Here is a 12689-nt window from a genome sequence, read left to right as displayed (position 1 = left end):
ATGCGAGCGACGGAATATCACCTATGATGGAGGTTGAACTGAACAGGAGAGTGATATGTTTGAGAAAAACGTCGGGACCGTCGATCGGACTGTCCGCATTGTCGTCGGTCTGGCCTTGTTGGTTGCCTTCTTTGCCGGGGTCGGAGGCAGTTGGAACTGGCTGTTTCTGATCGGCATTGTGCCGCTTGTCACCGGCCTGACCAAGACCTGCCCAGCCTATAGCCTGTTCGGGATCAGAACCTGCCCGAAACCGTAACCACGTGACCAATTGCGGCGAAATTGGAAACAATCGCCGCTTAACAACCAATAATTAACCTAAATTCCTGCGCACTGATGCCGCCTTGTTCCGCGATCAAACGTCAAATCGTTTGATGTTTCTCAAGGCGGTGTTGGTATGCCAATAGCTCAGGATCTTCCCATCAATACGGGCGCATCTGCGTTCGACATGGCACAAGCCATTTTTGGCGCTGGCATCACCGTAAATCCAGGCGCGGCCGTGACCTTTTACAGCGGCGCGGGCCGCGCGTCTGGCATCTATTCCAACGGCGATACGATATCCCCGGAACTGACACCTGGCGACAGCGGGGTCATCCTGTCCACCGGCGACGCCCGGGACATCACCAACAATTCAGGATCGTTGAACACCAACACGTCTGGGTCAACGTCCTCGCGCAACAACTTTTTCCCAAGCTCGGACGCCGATTTCAACGCATTGGCCGGCGCGGCACAGGTGTATGACGTGGCTTTCCTTCAGGCCGAATTCGTCCCGAACGGAAATGTGTTGACGCTGGATTTCGTGATCAGCTCTGAAGAATATCCGGAATTCATAACCTCGCAATATCTTGACGCGGTTGGGATCTGGATCAACGGCGTGCAAGCGACCGTCAGCATAGGCAGTGGTCAGGTGACGGTTGGCAACATCAACGGTGCCACTGCCCCAAACCTGTACAATGATAATTTCACTGGGGCCAACAACGATGCCTTCAACACCGAAATGGACGGCTTCACCGTCACTCTAAGCGTATCGGCACCGGTTAATCCGGGGGAGCCGAACACGATCAAGATTGGTGTGGCTGACCTGACCGACTTTCGATACGACACCAATCTGTTGATCGCAGGCGGGTCTGCGCAATCGAACCTTGTGGCGGTTGACGATGCGGCCAATGTCGGGCTGAACAGCACCAAAGTGATCGACGTTCTGGGCAATGACGTTGCAAATGGTGGCACCTTGGTGGTCACTGAAATCAACGGAATTGCCGTGAACCCGGGCGACTCTGTGACACTCACCTCTGGTCAGGTGGTCACGCTGAACGCGGACGGGACGTTGACAGTTGACGCCGATGCGGACGCCGAAACCGCATATTTCAACTATACCGTCGAAAATGGTCTTGGGAATTCCGACACGGCCATCGTGCAGGTTACGCAAATGCCGTGTTTTGTCGCCGGAACACTGATCGACACACCCGGTGGTCCCGTGCCTGTCCAAACGCTAAAGGCCGGGGACGTTGTTCTGACGCTGGATGACGGGCCGCAACCGGTGCGATGGGCCGGTGCGCGGGACACCATCGCCGAAGGCGATTTTGCGCCCATTTGCATCGCCGCCGGTCATCATGGCGCGACATCGGATATCTGGCTGTCGCCACAGCATCGCGTTCTGGTGCGTGATATCTGGGCCGAACTGCTTTTCGGAGAGCCGGAGGTTCTGGTCAAAGCCAAGGATCTCGTGAACGGAACCAGTGTGAAGCGTGTCGCGACCGGGACAAATGTGACCTATGTTCACCTGCTGTTCGATCGCCATCAAATCCTAGAGAGTTGTGGGCTGGCTTCTGAAAGCTATTTGCCCGGCCCCATGATGTCCAAAAGCTTTGACGCCGAGGCGCAGAACGAAATAATCACGCTATTTCCCGAGCTTGCAGACACAGGTTCAAATGAATGGCAAGCCGCGCGCCCGATCCTTAAGACGCATGAAGCGCGCGCCTTGCAAGCGCGCGCGGCCTGAGCCCCTTATTCCGCAGCGATCTGTTTTTTGGCGTCCAGCATCGGTTTGAGATATCGCCCGGTATGTGATGCGGCAACTTCGGCAATCTGTTCCGGCGTGCCGGTCGCCACGATCTGACCACCGCCATCACCGCCTTCGGGGCCAATGTCGATCAGCCAGTCTGCCGTTTTGATCACATCCAGGTTATGTTCGATCACGATCACCGAATTGCCTTGATCCACAAGTTCGTGCAACACTTCAAGAAGTTTGCGTACATCCTCGAAATGTAAGCCAGTTGTCGGCTCATCGAGAATATAGAGCGTGCGCCCGGTCGAGCGTTTTGCCAGCTCTTTCGACAGCTTCACACGCTGCGCTTCTCCGCCGGACAGCGTCGTCGCTTGCTGGCCGACCTTGATATAACCAAGCCCGACCCGCACCAAGGCATCCATCTTTTCGCGGATGCTGGGCACCGCTTTGAAGAACTCTTGCGCATCTTCAACCGTCATATCAAGAACGTCAGCTATGCTTTTGCCTTTGAACTTGATTTCCAAAGTCTCACGATTGTAGCGCGCGCCTTTGCAAGTCTCGCAGGTGACGTAGACATCGGGCAGGAAGTGCATTTCGATCTTGATGACACCATCGCCCTGACACGCTTCGCAGCGCCCGCCCTTGACGTTGAAGCTGAACCGCCCCGGCTTGTAGCCTCGCGCCTTGGCCTCCGGCAGACCGGCGAACCAGTCGCGGATTGGCGTGAACGCGCCCGTATAGGTCGCAGGGTTGGACCGGGGCGTGCGGCCAATCGGTCGCTGGTCAATGTCGATCACCTTGTCCAGATGCTCCAACCCCTTGATCGTCTCGCAGGGTGCTGGCGTCTGGCGCGCGCCGTTGAGGCGCATGGAAGCCGTCTTGAACAGGGTCTCAATCGTCAGCGTTGACTTGCCGCCGCCGGACACACCGGTCACGCAGACGAACTTACCCAGCGGAAATTCGGCGGTGACGTTCTGAAGGTTGTTCCCCGTGGCCTTGACTACCTTGACCGTCTTTTTCTTGCCTTTGCGCCGCGTCGTCGGAACCGCGATTTCGCGCGCGCCGGACAAGTATTGACCGGTCAATGACGCCGGATCATCGGCCACCTGTTTCGGCACACCGTGGCTGACCACCTGACCGCCATGCACACCCGCACCGGGGCCGATGTCAAAGACGTAGTCCGCCTCGCGGATCGCCTCTTCGTCATGTTCCACCACGATCACGGTATTGCCCTGATCCCGTAGGGATTTCAGCGTACCAAGAAGTCGGTCATTGTCACGTTGGTGCAGCCCGATAGAGGGTTCGTCCAACACATACAGAACACCTGTCAGCCCCGACCCGATCTGCGACGCCAGCCTGATCCGTTGGCTTTCGCCACCTGACAGCGTGCCGGCATTGCGCGACAGGGTCAGGTATTCAAGACCTACATTGTTCAGGAACCCAAGCCGTTCGCGAATTTCCTTCAGGATCGCCTTTGCAATCTCGTTCTTCTGGTTGGTCAGGTGCTCCGGCACGGTATTGCACCAATCAAACGCTTCTTTGATCGACATCTGGACCACCTGCCCGACATGCAGACCCGCGATCTTGACCGCCAACGCCTCTTCCCGCAGGCGGTAGCCGCCACAGGAGCCGCAGGGGCGGTTGTTCTGATAGCGTTCAAATTCTTCGCGAATCCAATTGCTGTCTGTTTCGCGGTAGCGGCGCTCCATGTTGGGAATGACGCCTTCGAACGTGCGCGTGACCGAGTAAACGCGGCCGCCTTCGTCATAGCGGAACGGGATTTCTTCATCACCGGAGCCGTAAAGGAAGACCTGCTGCACAAAGGGATCAAGATCTTTCCAGCGGGAATTTTTGTTGAATTCGTAATGTTTGGCGATGGCTTCGATGGTTTGCAGGAAATACGGGGATTTGCCCTTGCGCCACGGGGCCAACGCACCATCCGCGATTTTCAGCGTCGCATCCGGGACGACAAGCCGCTCGTCGAAAAACAATTCAACACCCAGCCCATCACAGTCCGGGCAGGCCCCGAACGGGGCATTGAACGAAAACAGCCGCGGTTCGATTTCAGAGATGGTGAAGCCACTGACCGGACAGGCAAATTTCTCGGAAAACGTGTGACGTTCCGGCTCACCTTCGCTGGGCGCAGTTTCAAGAATTGCGATCCCGTCAGCAAGATCCAGGGCCGTGCGGAAACTATCTGCCAGGCGTGTCTCCAGCCCCTCTTTGACCACCAACCGGTCCACCACAACGTCAATGTCATGGCGGAATTTCTTGTCGAGCGTGGGCGGCTCGTCCAATTCGTAGAACTGCCCGTCCACTTTGACGCGCTGGAAGCCCTGCTTGCGCAGCTCCAGGAATTCCTTGCGATACTCGCCTTTGCGGTCGCGCACGATGGGGGCCAGCAGGTAGGCACGCGTGCCTTCCTCCATCGCCATCACGCGGTCAACCATATCCTGCACCTGCTGCGCCTCGATCGGCAGACCGGTTGCGGGGCTGTACGGCGTGCCGACGCGCGCGAACAGAAGGCGCATGTAGTCGTAAATCTCGGTGACGGTGCCCACGGTCGAGCGGGGGTTTTTCGATGTCGTTTTTTGTTCGATGGAAATCGCCGGGGACAGGCCCGCGATATGATCTACATCGGGCTTTTCCATCATATCAAGGAATTGCCGCGCATAGGCCGAGAGCGATTCCACATAGCGGCGCTGCCCTTCGGCATAGATCGTGTCAAAGGCCAGCGATGATTTTCCCGACCCCGAAAGGCCAGTGATCACCACAAGCTGATCGCGCGGGATATCCACGTCGATATTTTTAAGATTGTGTTCGCGCGCGCCGCGCACTTCGATCTGTTTCAACTCAGCCATACTGCCCCCATGCTCGTGCATTAACACATAGGGGAGCGCGCCGGTTTAGCCAATGGAAAAGTGAGAACGAAGGCGGAACATGCGGCAGTGACCCGCAGGAAACGTCTAGCGATAGAGCAGTGACGTTCCGTTGTGAAAGACATGAACCTTGTCCGGAGCCGCGCCCAGCTTAACCGGCTTGCCGCGCAGGTCCGCGTGAATACCGGGCAGTTTGCCGATCACCGGTTCGCCATCGCCCTGCTCTTCGAAATAAAGCAGCGTCACCTCGCCCAGGGCTTCGGTGATGTTGACCTTGCCTTCAAAGATATAGTCACCATCGGTTTCAAGGAAATCCTCGGGACGCACCCCGACATTCACCGTCAACCCCATATCCGCATCCGTTGTCGGGTAATCCGACACAGCCGTGCCGCCGCCGTCCATCTTGATCGTGGTCTGCTGACCAGTGCCCACAATTTCGCCGGGCAAAAGGTTCATCGAGGGCGAGCCGATGAATTGCGCCACGAATTCGCTGTTCGGACGTTCATAAAGCTCAAGCGGCGCGCCGACCTGTGCGATACCCTTATTGGCCAGAACCACGATCCGGGTCGCCAGCGTCATGGCTTCGACCTGATCATGCGTCACATAGATCATGGTGCTTTCAGGCATCTGTTCCTTGAGCTGGGCAATCTCGATCCGGGTCGCCACCCGCAGCGCGGCATCAAGATTGGAAAGCGGCTCGTCGAACAGGTACACTTTGGGATCGCGCACAATCGAGCGGCCAATGGCAACGCGTTGGCGTTGTCCCCCTGATAGGGCCTTGGGCAGACGGTCAAGATATTCGTCAAGCTGCAGCATCTTGGCTGCGCGGTTCACGGCCTCGTCGATCTCGGCTTGTGGTTTCTTGGCGATCTTGAGCGCGAATTGCATGTTTTCGCGCACGGTCATATGCGGGTAAAGCGCGTAGGACTGGAACACCATCGCAATGCCGCGCATCGCAGGCGGCATGTCATTGACCATCTCTCCATCAATTTCGAGCGTGCCGCCAGTGATTTTTTCAAGCCCGGCAATCATGCGCAAAAGCGTGGACTTGCCGCAACCGGATGGCCCGACAAACACGATCAATTCGCCTTGTTTGATATCAAGATTGATGTTGTTCAGCACGTTCACCGCGCCAGCATAGGTCTTTTCGACATCCGTCAGCTTCAGGTTTGCCATGATCTGTCCCTCCCTTACCCTGACCGCTCAGGATTTCATTTTCAGCGCGAGGCTGGGTTGCCACGGGCCAAGATGCAATTTGCCGTCCGGCTGAGGTCCGGCACTGCCCAATTCAAGACCGATTTGCGCCCAGCTGCCTTTTGGCATGTTCATGGTCGCGGGCTGATCGCTTAGGTTGAAAGCGCAAAAAATCGTGGTGCCTTCATAGCTGCGCGTGAAATACACGATGCTATCGGTTTTCTTGACGCCGTCATGATCGCCCTTGGCCAGCGCAGGCTGCGCGTGGCGGAATGCGATAGCGCGGCGGTAATGATGCAGAATGGCGGCCGGATCATCCTCTTGATGGGCCACGGTGCGCTGCAGATGCTCATGGCTCACCGGCAACCAGGGCTGACCTTCAGAAAAGCCACCATTCTGGTTTGACAGCTCCCAGACCATCGGCGTGCGACACCCGTCGCGGCCCTTGAATTCGGGCCAGAATTCAATGCCATACGGGTCTTGCAGATCTTCAAAGCCAACGTCAGCCTCGGACAAGCCCAGCTCTTCGCCCTGATACAGGCACACCGATCCGCGCAGGCACATCAGCAGCGTTGCAAACAGACGTTGCGCCGCTGGCGTCAAATCCCAGCGCGTGGCATGGCGCACCACGTCATGATTGGAAAACGCCCAGCAGGCCCAGCCATCTGCGGCCACCTGATCCACCTGCCCCAGCACCGAGACGACACGATCCGCCGTGGGCGTAACGCCTGACAGGAATTCAAAGGCATAGCACATATGGACGCGGTCCTCGCCCTTGGTGTATTCACCCATCAATTCCAGCCCGCGCTGCGCGTCTCCGACTTCGCCCACCGATGTTGTGGCATCGTATTCGTCCAGCAGCGCACGAAACCGGGTCAGAAACTCAAGGTTTTCGGGTTGGTTTTTGGAATAGATGTGATCCTGGTGGTTATACGGGTTTACCGATGGCGCGATGGTTGAATTGCGCTGCTCTTTGGGCAGACCCGGATTGCTGCGCAAGTCCTTGTCGTGAAAATAGAAATTGATGGTATCAAGCCGGAAGCCATCAACCCCCCGATCCAGCCAGAACCGCGTCACGTCCAGCAACGCGTGTTGCACATCGGGATTGTGAAAGTTCAGATCGGGCTGCGATGTCAGGAAATTGTGCAGATAATACTGTTCGCGTCTCGCGTCCCATTGCCAGGCCGAACCGCCGAAGATGGACAGCCAGTTGTTCGGCGGCGTGCCGTCGTCTTTGGGGTCGCTCCACACGTACCAATCGGCCCTGTCGTTGGTCCGATCCGCACGGCTTTCGATGAACCATGGATGCTGATCCGAGGTGTGTGACAACACAAGGTCAATCATCACGCGGATGCCCAACCGGTGCGCGGTTTGCACCAGGACATCGAAATCCGCCAAAGACCCGAACATCGGATCGACGTCGCAATAATCGCTCACGTCATAGCCAAAATCTTTCATCGGTGAGGTGAAAAACGGGCTGATCCAGACCGCATCAACGCCAAGCGACGCAACATAGGGCAACCGCTGCGCAATGCCCAAAAGGTCGCCGATGCCGTCAACATTGCTGTCCTGAAAACTGCGCGGGTAGATCTGATAGATCACCGCCCCCCGCCACCAGTCCTTGTCCACCTCGGGTTTCACAGCGGCGTTTGCATGTGCCACGTTCATTATTTGCATTCCTTCAACTGGTGCGCCCGCACCTTTTGACATTGGCCGCGCCACATCGGACGCGACACGTTATTTGACAGAGCCTGCCAGCAGGCCGCGCACGAGGTATTTCTGCATCGCGAAAAACACCAAAAGCGGAACCGAGATCGACACAAACGCAGCCGTGGCCAAGATTTCCCAGTTGCCGCCCCGTGTGCCCAGCAATTCAACGATCTGGTTGGTCATCACCGTGGTCTGGCCCGTGGCGTCAATCAGGAACACCTTGGCCACCAGCAGATCGTTCCAAGTCCACAGGAACTGGAAGATCGCAAAGCTGGCCAGCGCCGGGAATGACAGCGGAAGGATGATCTTGACGAAGATCTGAAACTCCGTCGCTCCATCCACGCGGGCGTTCTCAATGATGTCCCGTGGTAGGCCGACCATGTAATTTCGTAAAAGGTATATGGCGAGCGGAAGGCCAAACCCGGTATGCGCCAGCCAGGTGCCAAGATACCCCTTGCCGATGCCGATCCCCAGATGCAGCTTCAACAGCGGAATAAGCGCCAGTTGCAGCGGCACCACCAACAGACCCACCACCACGGCGATCAAAAGCGCCCTGCCCGGAAAATCCATCCACGCCAGTGCGTAAGCGGCAAATGCCGCAACCACGATGGGAATGATCGTTGCCGGGATTGTCACCGTCAGCGTGTTAAAGAACGCCTTGGCCATACTGTCGGTCGCATCGCCTGAAAACAGCACTTGCTGATAATTCTCGGTGGTGAAATCCGGAGGCACTTCGGCAGTGACAAAGATCCGTTGCCCCCGACTGCCCTCGAACGCCTCGGTGTTTTCCATTCGGTAGCTGCCATCGGCGTTCAAAGTAACCGTTCCGCCACGGCGCAATTCGGCCGTTTCCCCCGGCTGGTACGCCCCGACATCCCGCGAGGACGTGCCCCATGCCGACATTTCGATGCCTTCGGGCACATCGGCCTCGGCGTCTGTGAACAGGTTGCCCTCGATCACATAGACCCCGTCAACCTGCTGTTGCGCATCCGGTCCGGCAGCCCGCAATGTGAGGCTTTGTTCGGTCGGGAACATGGCGTTCCACCAGCCCGAGGTTGAGATCTGGTCCGCAGTACGAAACGACGACACAAACAGACCCACCGTCGGAAACAGCCACAGCGCCACAAGCACCACAACCGAGATGTGAACCGCCCAGGTTAGCGACGATTTGGTTCCTGCAATATTATCCATGATTTGCTTCCCTTTGGTCGCGAGCCATCAGCGCATCTCCTTGCGTGCGTTGCGCACGTTCCAGACCAGAATTGGCGTCACCAGAAGCATGATCACAATCGCACTGGCCGACCCCACGCCCCAGTCATTGGCGCGGAAAAGTTTGTCGAACATGTAATTGGCCAAAACCTGCGTCTCCCATTGGCCGTTGGTCATCGCGAACACGATGTCAAACACCTTGAGAACCACCAGCGTGATCGTCGTCCAGACCACCACGATGGTCCCGGCAATCTGCGGGATTTTGATCTTGAAGAAGATCTGGAACGGGCTGGCCCCGTCCACGATCGCCGCCTCGATGGTTTCCTCTGGAATACCGCGCAACGCAGCTGACAGGATCACCATGGCAAAGCCGGTCTGAATCCAGATCAGGACGGTCATCAGCAGAAAGCTGTTCCAGAACGGAATGGTCAACCACTGGTTCGGATCATTGCCCGTCAGCCAGACATAGATTGCGTTCAGCACGCCGATCTGTTCCGTGCCCGGCGGCCGCGCGTCATAGACCAGCTTCCAGATTACCGCCGCGCCGACAAACGAGATCGCCATCGGCATAAAGATCAGTGATTTGGCAATATTGCCCCAGCTGATCCGGTCGGTCAGCTGTGCTGCCAAAAGACCAAACGCCGTTGACATCGCAGGCACCACAATCAGCCACAGCATATTGTTGCGCATGGCTTCCCAGAACTTCGGCTCGGACGCCATCTGCACGTAATTCGCGAACCCCACGAAATCGTAGGTGGTTGTGCCATCGGCCATCGTCGCGCGCTCTGTCAGCGACAGACGGATCGTTTCGACCACCGGATAGGCCAGGTACAGACCAAGCGCCAAAAGCGCAGGAAGCATGAACAACCAGGGGCGCACAAGATTGGCGCGGTTGATGTTCTTGCCCGCATTCGGCCCCTTGGCCGGAAAGATCACCTTGTCCAACACCTGATTGGAGAAATAGAAATAACTCAGACACCCACCAACACCGATGGCGATGGTCAATAGACCTTGTATCGCGGGATTCATAATTGCCCCTCCCAAGCTGAAAACCTGTTCCGGACGAACGCCGAAACGTCGACACCGATGTTTGCCCCGGCTTTACAAAAACGCCCCGCGTCGTCCCCGGGGCGCATGGACCGCCGTGACTATTTCAACGCGTCCCAGCTGTTCTGAATTTCGCTTGCCACGTCTGCGGCATCGGCACCCCCGGCATAATCGACCATACCGGTCCAGAACGTCCCTGCCCCCACACCACCGGGCATGAGGTCAGAGGCATCAAACCGGAAGGTGGTCGCATCAAGCAGGATCTGGTTCATCTTGGCCGTAGGTTCGTCAATGAATTTGGACAGATCCACACCCTTATGCGGCGTCAGGAAGCCCCCATTGGCCATCCAGATCTCGTGCGCGTCCGTGGTTTGCAGATACGCAATCAGATCATGCGCTGCTTCGTTTTCGTTGGTGATCGCCCAAAGCGTGCCAGCGCCCAGAACCGGTGCGCCCAGGTCTTTGCCTTCATAGGCCGGGAAATAAAAGAAATCCGCGTCCGCGCCAACTTCGGTGCCCGCCGGGAAAAAGGCCGGGATAAACGACGCCTGGCGATGCAGGTAGCACTGGGGCGGGGCCGAAAACAATCCTTTGGGGCTGTCGCGGAAATCGGTCGACGCCACGGCACCCGCGCCCCCGGCCACGTAATCGTCATTACGGGCAAACTCGCCGAATTCCTCGATGGCGGCAACCACGCGGTCATCATTGAACGGGATTTCATTGGCAACCCACTGGTCATAGATTTCGGGCGGCTGCGTGCGCAGCATCATTTCCTCGACCCAGTCCGTCGCGGGCCAGCCGGTAGCCCCACCCGATCCCAGACCGATGCACCAGGGCGTTTCCCCATCTTCCACGATCTGATCGGTGAGCGCCTTCAGCTCTTCCATGGTTTCCGGGATTTCGTACCCGGCATCCTCAAAATTCTCGGGAGAGTACCAAACCAGTGATTTTACATCGACCTTATAGAAAAATCCGTAAAGATCCTCTTCTCCGTCCGGACCGGCATAGGTGCCCAGATCCACCCAGCTTTGACCGGCCGCATAATTGTCGCGCACCCAGTCCGCGGTGCCATCGCGGAATGGAGTCAAAAAGCCCCGTCCAGCCATGTCAGAGGCCAGACCCGGCTGGGGAAAGACGGCCACGTTCGGCGCAGAGCCCGCTTCGGCGTCCACGACGATCTGCTGCTCAAAGCTGTCCGAGCCAACGTAACTGACCGAGTGGCCGGACTTTTCAGCGAAATCCGCAAGAACCTGCTCAACCAGCGCTTGGTCCGGGCCCAGCCACGGGCCGAACACGGTCAGGTTTTCTGCGGATGCGGCGGTTGCGCAAAGCGCTGCGCTTGCCACACTCGATATGAGCGTCTTTTTCATGAAATACCTCCCAAGGTGCGCACGTTGGCACTGTAGTCAAGTCGCTGCTCCGGAATCAGTCCAAAGCGCTTTGGATGCGCGACGGTCGCTTATTTCCCCTCACCTGTCAATTCATAGCACCTCTTAAAAACCGACTATTTTTCGCTGCTTTGCAGCATTACTGCCATCAGAAAAGGGCTTTCCCGAGTCAGCGTTTTATGTGTTAGTCAGACATGATTATCAAAGCGCTTTGGGATTTGGATCGTGAACCTCAAACAATTGTCCGAATATCTGAATCTGTCACAAACCACGGTCAGCCGTGCGCTGAACGGGTATCCAGAGGTGAATGAAACCACCCGCAGCCGCGTTCTGAAAGCCGCGAAAGACCTGAATTATCGCCCCAACACCCGCGCGAAAGGTCTGGCCACGGGGCGCGCGTTGGCCATTGGCCATGTCATCCCGGTGTCCAACCAACATGAAATGGTGAACCCGGTTTTCGGGGATTTCATCGCCGGTGCCGGGGAAAGCTATGCCAAGGCGGGGTATGACATGGTGCTGTCGCTGGTCGCCGATCAGGACGAGGCTCACACCTATCAGGACATCCGCGCCCGCGGCATGGTTGACGGCATCATCGTGCATGGACCGGTGATCAACGATGTCCGGATCGCCCTGCTGTCGCGGATCGGGTTGCCGTTTGTGGTGCATGGGCGGTCAACGGATGTGAACATCCCTTATGCGTGGATTGACGTGAACAATCGCGGCGCGTTTGAACGGGGGGTGCAATTCCTGATCGAACTTGGCCATCGCCGAATTGCCTTGCTCAATGGTCTGGAACATATGGATTTCGCCTTTCGCAGACGGAAGGGATATGAAACTGCGTTGCAAAATAATGGCTTGCCGATCGACCCTCACCTGATGCGCAGCGAAGAAATGACCGAAATATACGGTTATCGCGCCACCAAGGATCTCTTGGCGCAGAAAGCTGCCCCAACCGCCGTGGTCTGTTCTTCGATTATCACCGCCATCGGGGCCCGTCGCGCGGTGCACGAGGCCGGTCTGACCCTTGCGCGGGATGTCTCGATCATCACGTTTGACGACGCGCTCAGCTATCTTGAAAACGGTGACGATGTTCCGATCTTCACCGCGCTGCGGTCATCTGTCCGCTATGCCGGGCGCGAAGCCGCCGAGATGCTTCTGTCGCTGATTGCGGCCCCCGTCGATCCGCCCTCATCGCGGCTGCTGGAAGCAGAATTGATCATTGGCCGCTCCACCGGCCCTGCCCCAAACTGAAGGACA

9 protein-coding genes are annotated in these 12689 nt (G+C 57.4%); 3 read left to right on the top strand and 6 right to left on the bottom strand.

Translation table 11 applies throughout. The features are described from left to right. Positions 1-55 precede the first annotated feature (55 nt). Positions 56-256, top strand: a complete 201-nt coding sequence (locus ACG74X_RS06515; RefSeq protein WP_411233382.1) for a DUF2892 domain-containing protein — start codon at positions 56-58, stop codon at positions 254-256. Between the two features lie 138 nt (positions 257-394). Further along, on the top strand, positions 395-1999 hold the full coding sequence (locus tag ACG74X_RS06510) for a Hint domain-containing protein (RefSeq protein ID WP_411233381.1): 1605 nt from the start codon (positions 395-397) through the stop codon (positions 1997-1999). Positions 2000-2004: 5 nt separating this feature from the next. On the opposite strand, the gene uvrA is transcribed toward ACG74X_RS06510, so the two are convergent. From uvrA to ACG74X_RS06480, 6 genes are all read right to left on the bottom strand, one after another. Continuing rightward, positions 2005-4866, bottom strand: a complete 2862-nt coding sequence (gene uvrA / locus ACG74X_RS06505) for an excinuclease ABC subunit UvrA (RefSeq protein WP_411233380.1) — start codon at positions 4864-4866, stop codon at positions 2005-2007. 105 nt (positions 4867-4971) lie between these two features. Continuing rightward, a complete protein-coding gene (locus tag ACG74X_RS06500) occupies positions 4972-6060 on the bottom strand; it encodes an ABC transporter ATP-binding protein (protein WP_411233378.1) in 1089 nt (362 codons plus the stop codon). 27 nt (positions 6061-6087) lie between these two features. Continuing rightward, positions 6088-7746, bottom strand: a complete 1659-nt coding sequence (locus ACG74X_RS06495) for an alpha-amylase family glycosyl hydrolase (RefSeq protein ID WP_411233376.1) — start codon at positions 7744-7746, stop codon at positions 6088-6090. 69 nt (positions 7747-7815) lie between these two features. Next, positions 7816-8979: a carbohydrate ABC transporter permease gene (locus tag ACG74X_RS06490; RefSeq protein WP_411233375.1), complete on the bottom strand. Its 1164-nt coding sequence runs from the start codon at positions 8977-8979 to the stop codon at positions 7816-7818. A gap of 27 nt (positions 8980-9006) precedes the next feature. Further along, positions 9007-10026 (bottom strand): carbohydrate ABC transporter permease, encoded by a 1020-nt coding sequence (locus tag ACG74X_RS06485; RefSeq protein ID WP_411233374.1) that lies wholly within the window; start codon positions 10024-10026, stop codon positions 9007-9009. Between the two features lie 119 nt (positions 10027-10145). Next, positions 10146-11414, bottom strand: a complete 1269-nt coding sequence (locus ACG74X_RS06480) for an ABC transporter substrate-binding protein (protein ID WP_411233373.1) — start codon at positions 11412-11414, stop codon at positions 10146-10148. Positions 11415-11657: 243 nt separating this feature from the next. Here ACG74X_RS06480 and ACG74X_RS06475 point away from each other — a divergent pair, with 243 nt between their 5' ends. Then, a complete protein-coding gene (locus ACG74X_RS06475; RefSeq protein WP_411233371.1) occupies positions 11658-12683 on the top strand; it encodes a substrate-binding domain-containing protein in 1026 nt (341 codons plus the stop codon). Positions 12684-12689 lie beyond the last annotated feature (6 nt).

Origin of the sequence: Marivita sp. S0852 (assembly GCF_046591575.1) — a bacterium.
Lineage (GTDB): Bacteria > Pseudomonadota > Alphaproteobacteria > Rhodobacterales > Rhodobacteraceae > Marivita.
The sequence above is the reverse complement of the archived record's forward strand: the minus strand, read 5'-3'. Positions and strand labels throughout refer to the sequence as shown.

Excerpts from the sequence above, each read along its gene's own strand:
- ACG74X_RS06515 (WP_411233382.1), top strand. The coding sequence starts at position 56 with ATGTTTGAGAAAAACGTCGGGACCGTCGATCGGACTGTCCGCATTGTC.
- ACG74X_RS06510 (WP_411233381.1), top strand. The coding sequence starts at position 395 with ATGCCAATAGCTCAGGATCTTCCCATCAATACGGGCGCATCTGCGTTC.
- uvrA (WP_411233380.1), bottom strand. The coding sequence starts at position 4,866 with ATGGCTGAGTTGAAACAGATCGAAGTGCGCGGCGCGCGCGAACACAAT.
- ACG74X_RS06500 (WP_411233378.1), bottom strand. The coding sequence starts at position 6,060 with ATGGCAAACCTGAAGCTGACGGATGTCGAAAAGACCTATGCTGGCGCG.
- ACG74X_RS06495 (WP_411233376.1), bottom strand. The coding sequence starts at position 7,746 with ATGAACGTGGCACATGCAAACGCCGCTGTGAAACCCGAGGTGGACAAG.
- ACG74X_RS06490 (WP_411233375.1), bottom strand. The coding sequence starts at position 8,979 with ATGGATAATATTGCAGGAACCAAATCGTCGCTAACCTGGGCGGTTCAC.
- ACG74X_RS06485 (WP_411233374.1), bottom strand. The coding sequence starts at position 10,026 with ATGAATCCCGCGATACAAGGTCTATTGACCATCGCCATCGGTGTTGGT.
- ACG74X_RS06480 (WP_411233373.1), bottom strand. The coding sequence starts at position 11,414 with ATGAAAAAGACGCTCATATCGAGTGTGGCAAGCGCAGCGCTTTGCGCA.